Origin of the sequence: Mycolicibacterium peregrinum (genome assembly GCF_001665625.1) — a bacterium.
In the GTDB taxonomy this organism is placed as follows: Bacteria; Actinomycetota; Actinomycetes; order Mycobacteriales; family Mycobacteriaceae; genus Mycobacterium; species Mycobacterium peregrinum_B.
This window is the reverse complement of the sequence record NZ_LZSY01000092.1, coordinates 1-17,606: the sequence shown is the minus strand read 5'-3', so window position 1 is coordinate 17,606 and position 17,606 is coordinate 1. Positions and strand designations below refer to the sequence as shown.

General features: G+C 67.5%; 19 protein-coding genes. 13 read left to right on the top strand and 6 right to left on the bottom strand.

The window, feature by feature from the left end; genetic code table 11:
* The first annotated feature begins 6 nt into the window (after positions 1-6).
* Positions 7-969 (top strand): DNA polymerase III subunit delta, encoded by a 963-nt coding sequence (holA, locus tag A5779_RS13005; RefSeq protein ID WP_064882472.1) that lies wholly within the window; start codon positions 7-9, stop codon positions 967-969.
* A 33-nt stretch (positions 970-1,002) separates the two neighbouring features.
* Here holA and rpsT read toward each other — a convergent pair whose 3' ends face one another.
* A complete protein-coding gene (gene rpsT, locus A5779_RS13000) occupies positions 1,003-1,263 on the bottom strand; it encodes a 30S ribosomal protein S20 (protein WP_055115535.1) in 261 nt (86 codons plus the stop codon).
* 237 nt (positions 1,264-1,500) lie between these two features.
* On the opposite strand from rpsT, the gene A5779_RS12995 reads away from it, so the two are divergent.
* From A5779_RS12995 to A5779_RS12985, 3 genes are read left to right on the top strand one after another with little or no spacing between them, the layout of a single operon-like run.
* On the top strand, positions 1,501-3,162 hold the full coding sequence (locus tag A5779_RS12995; protein WP_064882470.1) for a circularly permuted type 2 ATP-grasp protein: 1,662 nt from the start codon (positions 1,501-1,503) through the stop codon (positions 3,160-3,162).
* Between the two features lie 16 nt (positions 3,163-3,178).
* Positions 3,179-4,153 (top strand): alpha-E domain-containing protein, encoded by a 975-nt coding sequence (locus A5779_RS12990; protein ID WP_064882468.1) that lies wholly within the window; start codon positions 3,179-3,181, stop codon positions 4,151-4,153.
* Positions 4,154-4,993, top strand: coding sequence for a transglutaminase family protein (locus tag A5779_RS12985; protein ID WP_064882466.1), 840 nt, complete (start codon positions 4,154-4,156; stop codon positions 4,991-4,993).
* Here A5779_RS12985 and A5779_RS12980 read toward each other — a convergent pair.
* Positions 4,977-5,471: a MarR family winged helix-turn-helix transcriptional regulator gene (locus tag A5779_RS12980; RefSeq protein ID WP_064882464.1), complete on the bottom strand. Its 495-nt coding sequence runs from the start codon at positions 5,469-5,471 to the stop codon at positions 4,977-4,979. The two genes, A5779_RS12985 and A5779_RS12980, sit on opposite strands and share 17 nt — an antisense overlap.
* 88 nt (positions 5,472-5,559) lie before the next feature.
* On the opposite strand from A5779_RS12980, the gene A5779_RS12975 reads away from it, so the two are divergent.
* Positions 5,560-6,267 carry a hypothetical protein gene (locus A5779_RS12975; RefSeq protein WP_207549072.1) on the top strand — a complete coding sequence of 236 codons (708 nt, stop codon included), beginning with the start codon at positions 5,560-5,562 and terminating at the stop codon, positions 6,265-6,267.
* Between the two features lie 8 nt (positions 6,268-6,275).
* Entirely contained in the window at positions 6,276-7,127 is an 852-nt protein-coding gene (locus tag A5779_RS12970) for a TIGR03560 family F420-dependent LLM class oxidoreductase (RefSeq protein ID WP_236734754.1), read from the top strand.
* On the opposite strand, the gene A5779_RS12965 is transcribed toward A5779_RS12970, so the two are convergent.
* Together A5779_RS12965 and A5779_RS12960 are read right to left on the bottom strand one after the other, a co-directional pair.
* Complete coding sequence (locus A5779_RS12965) at positions 7,124-8,641, bottom strand: HEAT repeat domain-containing protein (RefSeq protein ID WP_064882460.1); 1,518 nt, start codon at positions 8,639-8,641, stop codon at positions 7,124-7,126. The genes A5779_RS12970 and A5779_RS12965 overlap by 4 nt on opposite strands.
* 84 nt (positions 8,642-8,725) lie before the next feature.
* On the bottom strand, positions 8,726-9,586 hold the full coding sequence (locus A5779_RS12960) for a ribonuclease Z (protein ID WP_064882458.1): 861 nt from the start codon (positions 9,584-9,586) through the stop codon (positions 8,726-8,728).
* A gap of 156 nt (positions 9,587-9,742) precedes the next feature.
* Between A5779_RS12960 and A5779_RS12955 the strand changes: the two genes are divergently transcribed.
* On the top strand, positions 9,743-10,174 hold the full coding sequence (locus tag A5779_RS12955) for a CBS domain-containing protein (RefSeq protein ID WP_064882456.1): 432 nt from the start codon (positions 9,743-9,745) through the stop codon (positions 10,172-10,174).
* A gap of 220 nt (positions 10,175-10,394) precedes the next feature.
* A complete protein-coding gene (locus A5779_RS12950; RefSeq protein WP_064882537.1) occupies positions 10,395-11,003 on the top strand; it encodes a GNAT family N-acetyltransferase in 609 nt (202 codons plus the stop codon).
* Positions 11,004-11,025: 22 nt separating this feature from the next.
* Here the strand turns inward: A5779_RS12950 and A5779_RS12945 are convergent, their stop codons facing one another.
* Positions 11,026-11,274, bottom strand: coding sequence for a DUF6480 family protein (locus A5779_RS12945; RefSeq protein WP_064882454.1), 249 nt, complete (start codon positions 11,272-11,274; stop codon positions 11,026-11,028).
* Positions 11,275-11,508: 234 nt separating this feature from the next.
* On the opposite strand from A5779_RS12945, the gene A5779_RS12940 reads away from it, so the two are divergent.
* From A5779_RS12940 to A5779_RS12925, 4 genes are read left to right on the top strand one after another with little or no spacing between them, the layout of a single operon-like run.
* Positions 11,509-12,546 carry an ABC transporter substrate-binding protein gene (locus tag A5779_RS12940; RefSeq protein ID WP_236734755.1) on the top strand — a complete coding sequence of 346 codons (1,038 nt, stop codon included), beginning with the start codon at positions 11,509-11,511 and terminating at the stop codon, positions 12,544-12,546.
* Positions 12,543-13,553, top strand: a complete 1,011-nt coding sequence (locus A5779_RS12935; protein WP_064882452.1) for an ABC transporter substrate-binding protein — start codon at positions 12,543-12,545, stop codon at positions 13,551-13,553. The genes A5779_RS12940 and A5779_RS12935 overlap by 4 nt, the downstream gene beginning before the upstream one ends.
* Complete coding sequence (locus A5779_RS12930) at positions 13,550-14,575, top strand: FecCD family ABC transporter permease (protein ID WP_064882451.1); 1,026 nt, start codon at positions 13,550-13,552, stop codon at positions 14,573-14,575. The genes A5779_RS12935 and A5779_RS12930 overlap by 4 nt, the downstream gene beginning before the upstream one ends.
* Positions 14,572-15,342 carry an ABC transporter ATP-binding protein gene (locus tag A5779_RS12925; protein ID WP_064882449.1) on the top strand — a complete coding sequence of 257 codons (771 nt, stop codon included), beginning with the start codon at positions 14,572-14,574 and terminating at the stop codon, positions 15,340-15,342. Before A5779_RS12930 ends, A5779_RS12925 begins: the two co-directional genes overlap by 4 nt.
* Here A5779_RS12925 and A5779_RS12920 read toward each other — a convergent pair.
* Complete coding sequence (locus tag A5779_RS12920; RefSeq protein ID WP_110777239.1) at positions 15,339-15,974, bottom strand: type II toxin-antitoxin system PemK/MazF family toxin; 636 nt, start codon at positions 15,972-15,974, stop codon at positions 15,339-15,341. The genes A5779_RS12925 and A5779_RS12920 overlap by 4 nt on opposite strands.
* 79 nt (positions 15,975-16,053) lie before the next feature.
* Between A5779_RS12920 and lepA the strand changes: the two genes are divergently transcribed.
* The coding region (lepA, locus tag A5779_RS12915; RefSeq protein ID WP_064882444.1) for a translation elongation factor 4 at positions 16,054-17,606 on the top strand (1,553 nt) is incomplete at its 3' end.

The window sequence follows — 17,606 nt, the reverse complement described above, 5'->3', positions numbered from 1 at the left end:
ATCGGTGTGAGCGAACAGATCGACGGTCTGCACCTGGTTCTGGGCGATGAGGAACTGCTGGTCGAGCGTGCGGTGGGGGCGGTGCTGCGGGCGCTGCGGCAGCAGGCCGGGTCCGATGACGTTCCGGTGGACCGGATGCGGGCCGGTGAGGTCAGCACCAGCGAGCTCGCCGAGCTGTTGAGTCCATCGCTGTTCGCCGAGGAACGCCTGGTGGTGCTCGAGGCGGCCGCCGAGGCGGGCAAGGATGCCGTGGCCCTGATCGCTTCGACCGCAGCCGATCTGCCACCCGGCACGGTGCTGTGTGTCATCCATTCCGGTGGAGGACGGGCCAAGGCGCTGGCCGATCAATTGAAAAAGCTTGGCGCACAGGTGCATCCGTGCGCGAAGATCAGCAAGCCGGCCGAGCGTGCGGATTTTGTGCGGGCCGAGTTCCGCCAGTTGCGGGCCAAGGTGTCCGACGACACGGTCACCGCGGTGCTCGACGCGGTCGGCTCGAACATCCGTGAGCTCGCCGCGGTGTGCTCACAACTCGTGGCCGACACCGCAGGCCAGGTCGACGCTGTCGCGGTGCGCCGCTATCACAGCGGCAAGGCGGAGGTGAAGGGCTTCGACATCGCAGACAAGGCGGTCACCGGAGATGTCGCGGGGGCCGCTGAGGCGTTGCGGTGGGCGATGCTGGCCGGCGAGCCACAGGTGGTCCTGGCCGATGCGCTGGCCGAGGCGGTGCACACGATCGCACGGGTGGGTCCGCTCTCGGGAGATCCGTACCGGATGGCCGGTGAACTGGGGATGCCGCCCTGGCGGGTGCAGAAGGCGCAGAAGCAGGCGCGCCGATGGTCGCGCGATTCGGTGGCCGAGGCCATGCGGGTGGTCGCCGCGCTCAATGCAGACGTAAAGGGCGCAGCGGCAGATGCCGACTACGCCCTTGAGACAGCGGTACGCCGGGTGGCGGAACTCGCCACCCGGTGAACCGGGAAAACTATTTCGGTTTGAACCGAAGGATCAGAGCTTGTTCAGCGCCAGGGCCAGGGCCGACTTCTTGTTGGCAGCCTGGTTGGCGTGGATGACGCCCTTGCTGGCGGCCTTGTCGAGCTTGCGGCTGGTCGACACCAGCAACTCGGCGGCCTTGTCCTTCTCGCCCGCGTCGATGGCCTCGCGGAAGCCGCGCACGGCGGTACGCAGCGACGACTTCACCGACTGGTTACGCAGCCGACGACGCTCGTTGGTGAGGATGCGCTTTTCCTGCGACTTGATGTTGGCCACGTAAAAATTCCTTCGTAATTCTCTAGCTGGGGTTACCGAAGTCTGGGTGCGCACACCCGCACTGCGGGCAGCGACTGTTCAGGGTACCAGCGAGGCCTCCGAACTCCCAAAGCGGCGCCGGCCGAACATGGGCTGCCCGCGCCCCGGTTCCGAACACTTGTACCACGTCAATCGGCCTTTGGCCTGCCGAAACGGGCTGCGCCGTTGACCCGGCGAAACGGCGTCAGGTGCGGCAGCATGGCAAGGGTGAGCCTGAGAACAGTCCGTGCCGAAGGGCCAGGATCGAACGGGTCCGGCCCGGCCGGACGACGTGCCGCTCCGGCGCGCCGCGTCAGACATCAGGGCGTCTTCGACGGCTACAACCAACTTGGCCGCTACTCGGAGGCCTTCGACGAGATGTTCGACGTCTCTGGCAACGTGCGCGGACCGTACAAGGGGATCTTCGCCGAGCTTGCTCCGTCGGATGCCTCGGAACTGCGGTCGCGGTCGGACGCGCTGGGCCGGGCGTTCATCGATCAGGGCATCACATTCTCGTTGTCGGGGCAGGAGCGGCCGTTCCCGCTCGACCTGGTGCCACGGGTCATCTCGGCGGCTGAATGGTCCCGACTGGAACGGGGCATCACCCAGCGGGTCAAGGCGCTGGAGATGTATCTCGACGACATCTACGGCGAGCAGGAGATCCTGCGGGACGGCGTGATCCCGCGTCGGCTGGTCACGTCGTGTGAGCACTTCCACCGGGAAGCCGCGGGCATCGTCCCGCCCAACGGGGTGCGCATCCACGTCGCGGGCATCGACCTGATCCGTGACGCCAAGGGTGACTTCCGGGTGCTCGAGGACAACCTGCGGTCGCCGTCCGGGGTGTCCTATGTGATGGAGAACCGGCGCACGATGGCGCGCGTCTTCCCGAACCTGTTCGCCACCCACCGGGTGCGCGCCGTCGGCGACTACTCGTCGCACCTGCTGCGGGCGCTGCTCAACGCCGCACCCACCAACGTCGCGGACCCGACCGTCGTGGTGCTCACCCCCGGCGTCTACAACTCGGCCTACTTCGAGCACTCGCTGCTGGCCCGGCAGATGGGGGTCGAGTTGGTCGAGGGTCGCGACCTGTTCTGCCGTGACAACGCCGTCTACATGCGCACCACGGAGGGCGAGCGTCAGGTCGATGTGATCTACCGACGCATCGACGACGCGTTCCTCGACCCGATGCAGTTCCGGCCGGACTCGGTGCTAGGGGTGGCGGGTCTGCTCAACGCGGCCCGGGCCGGCAACGTCGTGATCTCCAGCGCGGTGGGCAACGGGGTCGGCGACGACAAGCTCGTCTACACCTACGTCCCGACGATCATCGAGTACTACCTGGGCGAGAAGCCGATGCTGGCCAATGTCGACACCTACCGCTGCTGGCTGGACGCCGAACGGGAAGAGGTGCTCGACCGGATCGACGAACTCGTCATCAAGCCGGTGGAAGGTTCGGGTGGGTATGGGATCGTGTTCGGTCCGGACGCCTCGGCCAAGGAACTGACGGCGACCGCCAGGAAGATCCGCAACGACCCGCGCGGCTGGATCGCCCAGCCGGTGATGCAGCTGTCCACCGTGCCCACCCAGATCGGCGACAAGCTGGCACCCCGGCACGTGGATCTGCGCCCGTTCGCGGTCAACGACGGCAACGACGTCTGGGTCCTGCCCGGCGGGCTGACCCGGGTGGCGCTGCCGGAAGGGTCTCTGGTGGTCAATTCCAGCCAGGGCGGTGGGTCGAAGGACACCTGGGTGCTGGCGTCGCGGGCATCGGCGGCGGATCGCGAGCTCGCCGCGGCCGAGGTGGTGCGGTCACTGCCGGAATCCGACAAGGGGCCCAAAAGTGATGGCGCAGCTGATGGTTCGTCGTCTCAACAACAGCAGTAGCAGGGGGTGAGGGTAGATGCTGGCGCGCAATGCCGAGTCGTTGTACTGGATCGGGCGCTATGTGGAGCGGGCCGACGACACCGCACGCATCCTCGATGTCACGGTGCACCAGCTGTTGGAGGACTCCAGCGTCGACCCCGACGTGGCCTCACGCACGCTGCTGCGGGTGCTCGGGATCGAGCCACCGATCCGGCGCCTGGACGTATGGTCGTTGACCGACATCGTGGCGTTCAGCCGCGACAGTGGGGGAAACTCGATCGTCGACTCGATCTCGGCTGCTCGCGAGAATGCCCGCGGGGCCCGCGAAGTCACCTCGACCGAGATCTGGGAGTGTCTCAACACCACCTACAACGCGCTCGCCGAGCGGGAACGCGCGGCCAAACGCCTGGGCCCCCACGAGTTTCTGTCCTATGTCGAGGGGCGTGCGGCGATGTTCGCAGGTCTGGCCGATTCGACGTTGAGCCGCGACGACGGATACCGGTTCATGTTGCTGGGCCGCGCCATCGAGCGCGTCGACATGACCGTCCGGTTGCTGCTGTCGCGGGTCGGGGACAGCGGGTCGTCGCCTGCCTGGGTCACGTTGCTGCGCTCGGCCGGGGCCCATGACACCTACCTACGTACCTACCGCGGCGTGCTCGACGCCGGTCGGGTGGTCGAGTTCATGCTCCTGGATCGTCTGTTCCCCCGGTCGATCTTCTATTCGCTGCGGTTGGCCGAACACAGTCTCGACGAGTTGCTCAACCGGCCGCACAGCCGGCTGGGGGCCACCGCCGAGGCGCAGCGGCTGTTGGGCCGGGCGCGCAGTGAGCTCGAGTTCCTGCAGCCGGGGGCGCTGCTGGAATCGTTGGATGCCCGGCTGGCCGGGTTGCAGAAGACTTGCCGCGATGTCGGAGAAGCGTTGGCACTGCAGTACTTCCACTCCGCACCCTGGGTGGCTTGGACCGACGCCGGTCACGGTGATGTGGTTGTGATCGAGGAGGGCGAGGTTTAGATGTGGCGGCTACGGGTGGTGCACTCGACCGGATATGCCTACAAGTCGGCGGTGACGGCGTCCTTCAACGAGGCCAGATTGACGCCGCGGTCGGATTCGCGTCAGAACGTCATCCTCAACCGCGTCGAGACCATTCCGGCGACCAGGTCCTACCGGTACGTCGACTATTGGGGTACCGCGGTGACGGCCTTCGACCTGCACGCTCCGCACACCGAGTTGGAGGTCTCGGGGTCCTCGGTGGTCGAGACCGACGTCGCGGAGAAACCCGAGGAGCTGGCCGGCTGGGATGACTTGGACACCGAGGCCGTGATCGACCGGTTCGACGAGGTGCTCAGTCCGACTCACTACACACCGCACAGCAAGCGGATCGCGCGCGTGGGACAGCGGATCGCCAAGGAGCACGACCCGTTCGAGGCGGTCGGGGCGGTGGCGCAGTGGGTGCGCAGCGAACTCGACTATGTGTCGGGTACCACCGGGGTGCACTCCTCGGGTCTGGATGCCCTGCGCGAGGGCAAGGGCGTGTGTCAGGATTTCGCCCATCTGTCGTTGATCATGTTGCGGTCCATGGGAATTCCGGCACGGTATGTGTCCGGTTACCTGCATCCGTCGCGGGAGGCGGTGGTGGGGGACACCATCGACGGTCAGAGTCACGCCTGGATCCAGGCCTGGACCGGCGGCTGGTGGCACTACGACCCGACGAACGACTCCGAGATCAATGAGCAGTACGTCAGTATCGGTGTGGGCCGGGACTATTCGGATGTGGCCCCGCTCAAGGGAATCTATTCGGGTGAGGGTTCGACGGATCTCGATGTGGTCGTGGAGGTCACTCGGCTGGCTTGAGCCGGCCCGCACCCGCGCGGCCCAGGTTGCGAAAGCCGGGGTGTACGTGCGGTGCCAGCTCGTGGTGCACGGCGAGGGTCTGCAACAGTACGTGGAGGTTGTCCCGTTGGGCGGCGTCGAGGCCTGCGGTCATGCGCTCATCGTGCCGGCGCGCCAGCTCGCCGATGCGGCGCAGTGTCTTCTTTCCCGCGGTGCTGAGGTACAGCGCGTGTAGTCGGCGGTCGTCGGGATTGCGGCGTCGTTCGACGTAGCCGCGGTCCTCGAGGTCGTCGACGTAGCTCACCACCCGGCTGGGCAACAGGCTCAGTTGGGTGCTCAGGGCCTGCTGACTGAGGCCGGGCTGCCCGCCGATGGCGCGGAGGATGCCGGCGTGCGGAGGGGTGAGCTCGAGGGTCTCCATCTGCTCGGCGAACAGTGTCGCCGCCCGGTGGCCGAGTTGTGCCAGCAGGAATGCGATGGTGTCCGGCCCAGTTTCCACATCGAAACCGTATCACCGCCAAATGGTTCACAACTGAAAACATTCGGGCCCTTGCCGCCGGTGTGACTACAGGCATATCGTTCAAGTTATGAACGATTCAACGGATGATCGAATCCAGTCCCCACGGCGCGGGGGTCCTCAAGGTGGACCGCCCTTGGCCCCGCTGGCCGCGGTCTCGCTCGCGTTGGTGCTGGTCGGGCTGGGCGTCGGCGTTGCGCTCGGCGGGGTGATGCCGTTGCCGTACGGGCCGGCCGTCGATGTCCTCCGATATGTCCACGACCATCACGGGGCGGTGCAGGCCAGTGCGGTGGGTACGTTCGCGGCGTCGGTACCGCTGGCGATCTACGCCGCGACGGCGAGCACCCGGTTGCGGCAGCTCGGCGTGACGGCACCTGGTGCGACCATCGCCCTGGCGGGCGGGGTTCTCGCCTCCGGATCACTCGCGTTGGCCGGGCTGATCTGCTGGACGATGTCGCGGCCAGAGGTGGCGGTCGACGACGGTCTGATTCGCGCGCTGTACTACCTGGTGTTCCTGACGGGCGGGGTTGGGCACATCGTCGCGCTCGGACTGCTGCTCGCCGGGATCGCGGTGCCCGGCCTCATCCTCGGACTGTTGCCGCGGTCGCTGGCCTGGACCGGTTTGGCCATCGCCGTGCTGGCCGAGGTGGCCACGCTGGTACTGATCTGGCCAGAAGCCGCGGTGATCCTGCCGATCGCCCGGTTCACGGGCCTGATCTGGCTCATCGTCGCCGGTGTCCTCCTGCCGAAGCGTCGGGCGCAGGTGCGGCACGGATGAAGCTCAGCGTGAGTGTCACGAACTATTCGTGGCCGGAACCGATTCACGAGCGGCTTGCCGATCTGGCGACGTTCCTCGACCGTACCGCCGTCGACACCCTGTGGGTGGCCGATCATCTCGTGCAGGCGGACCCCTCCTGCCGGACCGACGAGCCGATGCTCGAGGCGTACACGGTGCTCGGTTACCTCGCTGCGGCGACGCGGCACATCCGGTTGGGCACGATGGTGACCGCGGCGACCTTCCGTGCGCCCGCCCTGTTGATCAAGACGGTGACGACGCTCGACGTGCTGTCGAACGGGCGGTCGTGGCTCGGCGTCGGTGCGGGCTACAACAGAGCCGAGGCCACCGCGATGGGTTTGTTCCTACCTGACACGGGGGAACGGTTCGAACGGATGACCGAACTGTTGCAGTTGGCCGGTCAGATGTGGCGCGGCGACCAAACCGCTTTCCGCGGTGAGTATCTGACCGTGTCGCAGCCGGTCGGCAGCCCACTACCCGTCACCGCGCCGCGTCCGCCGGTGCTGATCGGCGGGACCGGAGAACGACGCACACTGCGGCTGGTCGCGCAGTACGGCGATGCCTGCAACCTGTTCGACGTACCCGACGGCGGCGCCACGATCGCAAGGCAGCTCGACATTCTCGACCGGCATTGCGCGGATGTCGGGCGGCGACCCGCAGAGATCGAGCGGACGGTGACCACGGCACTTCACGACGACGAGCGGTCCGACGCGCTCGCCGAACGCTGCCACGCGTTGGCCGACTTGGGAATCCAGCACGTTGTGGTCATCGCCCGCGGCCGACCGCTGACCGAGGCCGACCTCAATTGTGTTGCGGGCGCGGCGGAACAGCTCGCAGTCTAATCGGACAGGCCGAGGTGCCAGCGAAGGAGACGCGCCTCGTGGGCACCGATGCTCGGTTGTGCGACATCGATGAGCGGGCCCAGGCGGTCGAGGGTGGATGGGGGCGGCAGCTGGTACGCCGTCGACGCCTCTCGGCTCAGCCATCCGGTGAGATCTGCGCTGGCGTGGGCGCGGAGCCTGTCGTCGGAGTCGACGACACCTCGCAGGTCCGCCTCGATGCGGATCCCGGTGTCGCTGCCGAGCAGCAGGGTGAACGCGGCGCGTCGCACATGCGGCGGTTGGTCTGTGCGCAGCAGTTTCCACAGCAGATCCGTCGGCGGCAGGTCAGGCTGCCCACGCAGTGCCACCAACACCGCGCGCACGACGATCGGTGCCGGGTCGGTGAGCATGCCCGAGATCCTGTTGAGGGGGCCGCCCAGTCGGCGTACGGCCCGTACGGCTTCGGCCCGCACCCGTGGGCGGTCGTGCTCGAGGTAGCCGCAGACCAGCTCCGCATCGTCGGCCGCGCCGCATTCGCCGAGACCGGCAATGACACCGCGCAGGGGTGAGTCGTCAACGGAGGACAGTAGTTCCCGGTAGCGTTCGGCCGAGTCCACGCCGGCCCGTCGCATTGCCCATTGGGCGCTGGCCCGTACCGTCGCAGACCGGTCCGCCAGCAAGATTTCACCGGCTTCTGGGTGCCCGATCCGGACCAGCCCGGCGAGTGCCTCAACGCGAACGCGCGCGAATCGGGCGCCGAGCAGGTGTAGCAGCATGTCGCGTTGCCGATGTGGCGCGACGGCGCGGACGGCCGCGTCAACGCACAGGCTCTGGCAGACGTTGTCCGGCTCGGTGAGGGTCGCCTCGACGACCCGAGCCGAATCAGCACGACCCGGCTCCAGCCACACGCGGTAAGCGAGCCTGCGCACGTGAAAGTCGTTGCTCTGGCGGGCAGCATCGAGAATTCCATCCGAGCGTGCGCGTAATGCCTCGGTCACCGCCGCGACGGCACGGTCGCCGCGACGCCAATCCCGCATCGCCGTCGCCACGCCGACCGCTCGAATCAACGCGTCCCCATCCGCCGCGTCAAGCGCTGAAGGGAGGGCCCGCGCGGCGTCGACCCTAACCGGTTCCACCCAGTCGGCGGAACGGATCAACAACAGCGGAAGCAGTCGCTGATCGCTGCGCATCGGCTTCGCATTCACCGAACGCTGCCGCTGTCGCCCGTCTCCTGAGCAAACGGTGAGCAGCAGGGAGAGGGAACCGGATCTGCCCCACACGGCGTCGGTGATCCTGCGCCATCGGCCGCCTGGGTGCCATAGCCGCCGCAACGCGGTGTCCAACCGCAGCCAGGTGCGTGGTCTTACAGCTGCCAGCACGGGCAGTATCTTGTCGGGATCGGCGCCTTCGGCGGCGAGCTGCGCCAGGATGTTCGCCGCCGCGTAGAAGCTTCTTCCGCGGTCCGCATCCGCGATGGCCGCGGCCAAGTCGTCCAGCGCGTCATCGCCAGGTCGCCGGAACTCCCGCATCGCCATCACGCGCCCCTTCCCCTCGGTGCGGTTCAGTGTGAGCGCAGTGCCCGGGCAAATACCAACGGATTTCGCGGAGTACGTGGCCGATCAGCTGCGCGGCTTGGTGCACACTCCGGGATGAACCTGGACCCGGTGCAGATCGTCACCCAATTCGATCTGTCGGTCGAATTCCGATGCGGCCAACTCCCGCCACTGGTCCTCGGTGCCTGGCGCGATCGCCGGAACGTAGTGGGTCAGGATCAGGATGCCCACTCCGGCCCTAGTGGCGGTGGCGGCCGCTTCTTCCACCGACGAGTGGTAGTCACAGATGTCGCGGATCCGTTGCATCGGAAGCTGATTCACCAGGTCTTTGCGAATCACGGTGTGCACCAGGGCTCCCGCGCCGGCGGCCAAGGTATCGAGGCTCTCGCACGGCACGGTGTCGCCGGCCAGCACCACGGACGCGCCGGCATGCTCGACCCGGAACCCGATGGTCGGTGTCACCGGCCGGTGATCGGTGGGCGCGGCCTGGATGTGCACCCCGTCGTGATCCCAGACCGCACCTGTGGTGTGTTCATGTACCTCCACGGGTGGCGGAGCCGTCAGATCCGCGTGATGGGCGATGCGGTAACCGATGTCATGCCCGAAGGCCCGCAGTGTCGCGTCGACCACCTCGGCGGTGCCCGGGGGACCGATGATCGTCAGGGGCGCAGCGTCCGGGACGAACGTACTCACCCAGCGGGTGATGATCACGTCGCCGAGGTCGGCGATGTGATCGCTGTGCAGATGAGTCAGGAGCAGCGCGCTGAGCTGGTTGGCGCCTGACCCTGCGGCCGCCAGGCGTTGCAGCACGCCACGCCCGCAGTCGATCAGAAATGTCTGGCCCCCGGCGCGGACCAGGGTTGACGGTCCGGCCCGCTCCGGATCGGGAATCGGGCTACCGGTGCCGAGCAGCGTGACCTCGATCATGGCCCCATTCCTACTCCGTTCCGGGATCGGACACGCGGGAAAAGGCTGCTCTTCGGCTTGGTCGCACCGGATGTTCGTGACCTCCCGCGTGGCCCCTTTCTTCCTGGCCGCCATCGACATAGCCTGATGTGAGGTGGATCACGATGGAGGCTGTCGATGCGAATCGCGGACGTGCTGAAAAACAAGGGCACGGCGGTGGTGACGATTTCGCCGGAGACCACGGTGACCGAGCTGCTGGCCGGGCTGACCGAGCTGAACATCGGCGCCATGGTGGTGATGGGCCCCGACGGGCTGGCCGGCATCGTCTCGGAACGCGATGTGGTCCGCAAGCTGCACGAGCGGGGCAGCAGCCTGCTGGCGCAGCCGGTGTCGGAGATCATGACCACCGTGGTGGCGACCTGCACGCCACGCGACACCGTCGATCACCTCAGCGCGTTGATGACCGAGAACCGGGTGCGCCACATCCCGGTCCTCGACCGCGGCAGGCTGGCCGGCATCGTCAGCATCGGGGACATCGTCAAAACCCGGATGGAAGAACTCGAGGCCGAGCAGGAACAGCTGCAGGCCTACATCACCCAGAGCCGTTGACCCGGCGTATCAGGCGATCCCGACGTTGTTGAGCGGGTCGATGGCACCACGGCGATCGGTGAACACCTTGCCGGGCAACGGCATTGGGATCTTGCGGAGACTCTGTGCGTCGCCGTAGTGCGCCCGGCCTCACCGAGGAACTATCGCCGCCGTCGGGGCGGCCTGCCCCAGGAGGCGGCTGACCCGGCGCAGTAGGTGAAACGTGTGCGATGGTGGGCTGGTGGCAGCCATCGATGTCCATCCGCCGAACAAGACCGACGTGAAGCGGCTCTCCGCGGTCTTGGCCCGGGCCTTTCACAATGACCCCGTGATGTCGTGGATCCTGGCCGACGACACGCGCCGCGCCAAGGGACTGCCGCGGCTCTTCGCCGCGATCACACGCCACCACTTCCTCGCCGGTGGTGGTGCCGAAGTGGCCGTCCGCGACGGTCAGATCGGCGGGGCAGCGCTGTGGGACGGACCGGGCCGTTGGAAGCAGACTCCGGGCGAGGAATTGCGGATGCTGCCCACGATGGTGTTGGCATTCGGCCGCGACATGCGGCGAGGCCAACAGGTTGTCGAGCTCATGAAGCAGCACCATCCCGAGGAGCCGCACTGGTATCTCGCGGTGATCGGCAGCGATCCGACGGTGCGCGGTGGCGGGTTCGGGCACGCTCTCATGCAGTCCCGGCTGGACCGGGTCGACGCCGAACACGCTCCGGCGTATCTGGAATCGAGCAACCCCGACAACGTTCCCTACTACCTGCGTTTCGGGTTCGAGGTCACCGGGGAGATCGTGCTGCCCGACGGCGGACCCGTGATGACTGCGATGTGGCGCCGGCCGCGGTAGAGCAAATCGGCCGGCAGCCTGGCTATCCGAATACGCCGGTCATCTTCATGATCAGCAACACACCGACCGCGACGAACACCGCGATGAGCAGCACCACCCCGATGATCGCGGCCACCGAAGTGGGGCTGTACCGGTGCCTGGGTCGCGGGGCGGGTTCGCCCAGGCCCGAGGTTTGCGCCGAGTCGGGCGGGGTGGCGCCGGGAGCGACACCGCCGCCGGGTTCCAGATCGGGAATCTCGGCCGGATCGGGATCGGGTGGTAGCGCAGTCATGGCCTAGGAGTGCCCGCTGACGCCGATTTGATGCATCGGTTTGCCGGTCGCGGGCCGGCAATCACGCCACATCGTGGCTGTTACAGTGCGAAGACCGACCAACAGGGGAATCCGGTGCGAAACCGGAACTGACGCGCAACGGTATGAGGCACCGCCTCGAGTCCGATCACCTGTGGCCGGGTGTGACTGTCGACGGCTCCGCGACCGAGCCCTGTATCGAAGGAAGTCTTGGCCGTGCGGGTATTCGCGGTGCTGTCCCTGTTGGCTGTGACACTGTCACTCACGGTGGCGTGCGGGCGCCCCGACCCGCCCGCGGACGATGCGGTCGCGGGACCTGCCGGGCCCGGCCCCACCAGCTATCCACTCACCGTCGAGAACTGTGGCGTGACCGTCACGTTCGACGGGCCTCCGCAGCGGGCAGTAGCGCTGTATCAGGCCTCGACGGAGATCCTGCTGGCACTTGGTCTGGCCGATCGGATGGCCGGCACCTCCACGTGGTTCGACCCGGTGCTGCCCGAACTCGCGGACGAAAACGCTGAGGTGCCCCGGCTGGCCGACAACGACCCGGGCCTGGAAGCAGTGCTCAGCGTGGAGCCGGATCTGGTGACTTCGGCCAGCGCACATACCTTCACGCCGGCGGTCGTCGCCGACCGTGCCAGATTCGCCCAACTGGGAATCCCGACGTATCAATCACCGTCGGTATGCACCGGAGCGAAGGTCGACGGTGAGACCGTCACCCGCACCGAGCCGCTGGCATTCGACACGCTGTTTCGGGAAATCACCGAGCTGGCTCAGATCTTCGATGTGCAGCAGCGCGGCCAGGACCTGATCACCCGACTCACCCGGCGGCTGGACGAGGCACCGTCGATCACGGCGACCAACACCACTGTGGCGTTCTGGTTCTCGGGGCTGCGGACGCCGTACCTGGCCGGATGCTGCTCGGCGCCCGGCCTGTACGCCACCGAACTCGGTATCACCAATGTCTTCGCCGACGCCCGCGAGGACTGGCCGGAGGTCAGTTGGGAGTCGCTGGCCGACCGCGACCCTGACGTGCTGGTCCTGGCCGACCTCAACCGCAGGCGCATCGACGGTGATTCTCTCGACGCGAAAGTGAAGTTCCTGGAATCGAATCCGGTGACCAGGAACATGACCGCGGTGCGCGAGAAGCGCTATGTGGTGCTGACCGGGTCCGAGCTCGACCCCGGAATTCGGGAGATCGACGCGGTGGAGAAGCTGGCGGCCGGTTTCAAGACGTTCGGCCTGGCCCAGTGAACCGGCTGATCGCCGGCGGGATCAGTGCGCTGCTACTGGCCGGGTGTGCCCAACCCGGGCCGACCGCGGCCTCACAGAGGGCGGTCGGATATCCGGTGACCGTGCAGAATTGCGGCAGGCAGGTGGTGATCGACACGCCGCCGCAGCGTGCGGTCTCGCTCAACCAGAGTTCCACCGAGATCCTGTTGTCACTGGGCCTGGCCGACCGCATGGTCGGAACCGCCACCTGGACCGATCCCGTCAGGCCCGACCTGGCGGCCGACAACGCCCGGGTGCCACGACTCGCGGTGAACAAACCGTCTCTGGAGAGCGTGCTCGACGCCGAACCCGATCTGGTGACGGCGTCCTTCGGCGGAACCCTCGGGCCTGGTGGCGTCGCCGACCGGGATCAGTTCGCGGAACTCGGCGTCCCGACGTATCTGGCGCCCAGTGACTGCGAAGGCAAGACGTCGGTCAACGGCGACGGGGCGCGGAGCGCACCGTTCACCATGGACGCGATCTACGCCGAAATCCGGGACCTGGCAACAATCTTCGATGTCACCGAACGCGGCGATCAGCTCGTCGCACAGTTGCGTCAACGGATGGCCTCGGCCACCGGGACAGAAACAGGCATCGATATGGCGTTCTGGTTCTCCGATATCCGTGCCCCCTATTTCGCCGGCTGCTGTGGATCGCCCGGGGTGATCGCCGGCACGGCCGGGGCACGTAACGTGTTCGCCGACACCAGCGACGAATGGCCGCAGGTGAGCTGGGAGAGCGTGGCCGATCGCGACCCGGATGTGCTGGTGCTGGCGGACCTGAGCCGACGCACGATCGACGGGGACGCGCTGGCGACCAAAATCGAGTTCCTGGAATCGAATCCGCTGACCCGAGGACTCACCGCGGTGCGGCAGCGTCGCTACATCGTGGTCAACGGGGCCGACCTCAACCCGTCGATCCGCACGGTCGACGGCGCCGAGAAGGTGGCGAAAGGCCTGCGGGACCTCGGGTTCGGTTCACCGCGGTGAGCGTGCGCACCGGATGGCTGGGCGGGCTGTGGGTCGGCGGCCTCCTGCTGCTGGTGTTCTCGGCGGCGGTGGCCATCACCATCGGGCCCGCCGCACTGTCGGTGGGTGACGTGTACCGCATCGTCGGCGACCGGCTCGGCGTCGGCCCGTCAGGGGCCACCCGACTGCAGGAGAGCATCGTCTGGCAACTGAGACTGCCGAGGGTCGTGCTCGCCGCCATCTGTGGCGCCGGGTTGGCACTGTGCGGGGCGATTCTGCAGTCGTTGCTGCGTAATCCGCTGGCCGACCCGTTCGTGCTGGGGGTGTCCTCGGGCGCGTCGACGGGGGCCGTGCTGGTCGCGGTGCTGGGTGTCGGCGCCGGCACACTGAGCCTGTCCGGCGGCGCCTTCATCGGCGCGGTGGTGTCGTTCGCCGTGGTGCTGCTGCTCGCCTACGCCGCCGGCGGCGGGACGGACCGCGTGGTACTGGCCGGAGTGGCCGGGACCCAACTGTTCTCGGCGCTGACCTCGTTCATCGTGTTGTCGTCGGCGGACGCCGAGCAGACCAGGGGAGTGTTGTTCTGGCTGCTGGGTTCGCTGGCCGGGGTGTCGTGGTCCGACGTGCTCATCTGCGCGGTCGTCGTCGGTGCCGGGTTGCTGGTGTGCCTGGCCTTCGCACGCACCCTCGACGCTTTCGCGTTCGGGCAGGATGCCGCCGCGACCCTGGGCGTTTCGGTGACCCGCGCCCGCATTGTGTTGCTCGTGATCACCGCGTTGATGACCTCGGCCCTGGTCAGTGCCGCCGGCGCGATCGGGTTCGTCGGGCTGGTGCTGCCGCATGCCGCCCGGTTCGTCGTCGGGCCCGGCCATCGGCGTCTGCTGCCCACCGCGGCGATCTTCGGCGCCGTCTTCATGGTGTGGGTGGACACCCTGGCCCGGACGGTGTTCGCGCCGCAGGAGTTACCCACCGGAGTGGTCACCGCGCTGCTCGGGGTGCCGGCCTTCGCGTTGATCCTGTTGCGGCGCAAGAAGGTTGACCGGTGACCCTGCGGGCGGGCGAGGTGCGCTGGATCCGGTCCGGCCGGGTCGTGCTCGACGGTGTGACGGTGGATCCGGCTCCCGGAAGCACGGTCGGGTTGTTGGGTCCCAACGGGTCAGGCAAGTCCTCGCTGCTGCGACTGCTGGCCGGTATCGATCGGCCCGACTCGGGTGTCGTGCAGCTCGACGGCCGTGACCTGCACAGGATGTCGCGGCGCGCGGTGGCGCGGCGGGTGGCGATGGTCGGCCAGCACGCGGAGACCGACCTGGACATCGCCGTGCGCGACGTGGTGCGGCTCGGACGGATCCCGCACAGCTCGGTGTTCGGCGGTGGTGGCGACGACACCGCCGCGGTGGCCGCCGCCCTGTCGGCCACCGGTCTCGACGGTATGGCCGACCGCCTGTGGCACACCCTCTCGGGCGGGGAGCGTCAGCGCGTGCAGATCGCCCGCGCTCTCGCGCAGGAGCCCAGCGAGTTACTGCTGGACGAGCCCACCAATCACCTCGACATCGCGCATCAACTGGAGATCCTGGCGCTGATCCGCACCCTCGATGTCACCGCCGTGGTGGCCCTGCACGACCTCAACCTGGCGGCGATGTTCTGCGACCACGTCGTGATGCTGTCGGCGGGACGGGTGGTGGCCACCGGTAGCCCGGTCGAGGTATTGACCGAAGAGCTGGTGGCCGACGTGTACGGCGTGCAGTGCCGGATCACCGTCGACGACGCCGGACCGTACGTCCGGTTCGTGGGAGCCGTCGGCTCGGCGGGCTAGCTCCAGGAATACTCGGCGCGCAACCGGACTGCGACCGATTCGAATCGCTGGCGGTCAAGGATGGCGCCCTCACGGCGGATGCCTTCCTCGGGAACGTCGAGCACCCGGTCCAGCCGGACCCAGCTCGGCCGGCCGTCGTAATCCCAGGTGCCGACGCCGATGCCGATCCAGTCCGGATCGTCTCGGTGGTAGTCCTGGCTGGACAGCATCAGCCCGAGCAGGGTGCGCTGATCGCGACCCACCACCAGAACCGGGCGGTCCTTGCCCTGGGTCGGGTCATCCTCGTAGACGACCCAGGTCCACACGATCTCGCCCGGATCGGCCTGCCCGTCCAGATCGGGCGCGTAGACGACTTTGCGGGCCCGGTGTGCGGTGGGCACGCTGTTCTTGGACACCGGCCGGCCGGCGGTGATCGCCTGCGGTGCCGGGGTGGCCGCACCGGCGAGAACGCCCAGGCCCAGCCTGAGGCCCTGCTGAAGCCCTTGTTGAAGGCCTTGCTGCACGGTGCGGGGAACGTTGTCGGTGGTCTGTAGCTGGCGCACGAACTTGGGTGCTTCGTTGAACACCAGGTTCTCGGCACCGTCCATCACGCCCTTGAGAACCTGTTGGAACGCCTTCCACTGCGACGCCATGGTGTCGAGCATAGGCGAGGGGACCCCCGGCGATTGTGTCGCGACGGTGGTTGCTCGATACCCTTAGGGAGCACAGCACGTGCTGGACACCCACGCTCACCAGGAGATTCCCATCAGCAGCTTCGCCGACAAGACGTTCACTGCGCCGGCGCAGATCAGGAACTTCTGCATCATCGCCCACATCGACCATGGCAAATCGACGCTGGCGGACCGGATGCTGCAGCTCACCGGCGTCGTCGACGACCGGTCGATGCGAGCGCAGTACCTGGACCGGATGGACATTGAGCGTGAGCGCGGCATCACGATCAAGGCGCAGAACGTGCGGTTGCCTTGGAAGGTCGGGGACGAAGAGTTTGTCCTGCACCTGATCGACACCCCCGGCCACGTCGACTTCACCTACGAGGTGTCCCGCGCGCTGGAGGCCTGCGAGGGTGCCGTTCTGCTGGTCGACGCCGCGCAGGGCATCGAAGCGCAGACGCTGGCCAACCTCTACCTGGCGCTCGACCGGGACCTGACGATCATCCCTGTGCTCAACAAGATCGACCTGCCCGCCGCGGATCCGGAGCGCTACGCCGGTGAGCTCGCGCACATCATCGGGTGCGAGCCGTCCGACGTATTGCGGGTGTCCGGCAAGACCGGCGTCGGGGTGGCCGAGTTGCTCGACGAGGTGGTCCGGCAGGTGCCGGCGCCGACCGGCGACGCCGACGCTCCTGCGCGGGCGATGATCTTCGACTCGGTCTACGACATCTACCGCGGCGTGGTCACCTACGTGCGCGTCGTTGACGGCAAGATCACCCCGCGCGAGAAGATCGCGATGATGTCCACCGGCGCCACCCACGAATTGCTCGAGGTGGGCATCGTCTCACCCGACCCGAAGCCCAGCGACGGTCTCGGTGTCGGCGAGGTGGGCTATCTCATCACGGGTGTGAAAGACGTCCGGCAGTCCAAGGTCGGCGACACCGTGACGACGGCGCGCAAGGGTGCCACCGAGGCGCTGACCGGCTACCGGGAGCCCCGGCCGATGGTCTATTCCGGGCTCTATCCGGTGGACGGCTCGGACTATCCGGTGCTGCGCGAGGCGCTGGACAAGTTGCAGCTCAACGACGCCGCGCTGACCTACGAGCCGGAAACCTCGGTGGCGCTGGGCTTCGGGTTCCGCTGCGGATTCCTTGGGCTGCTGCACATGGAGATCACCCGCGAGCGCCTCGAACGCGAGTTCAACCTCGACCTGATCTCCACCGCGCCCAACGTGGTCTATCGCGTTGTGCGAGATGACGGCTCCGAGAGCGTGGTGACCAACCCGTCGGACTGGCCCGAGGGCAAGGTCCGCGAGGTCTACGAGCCGGTGGTCAAGACCACCGTGATCGCGCCCAGCGAGTTCATCGGCACCATCATGGAGCTGTGCCAGGCACGGCGCGGTGAGCTCGGCGGGATGGACTACCTGTCGCCCGAGCGTGTCGAGCTGCGCTACACCATGCCGCTGGGCGAGATCATCTTCGACTTCTTCGATTCGCTGAAGTCCCGCACCCGCGGTTACGCCAGCCTCGACTACGAGGAGGCCGGCGAGCAGATGGCCGATCTGGTCAAGGTCGACATCCTGCTGCAGGGCGAGGCGGTGGACGCGTTCAGCGC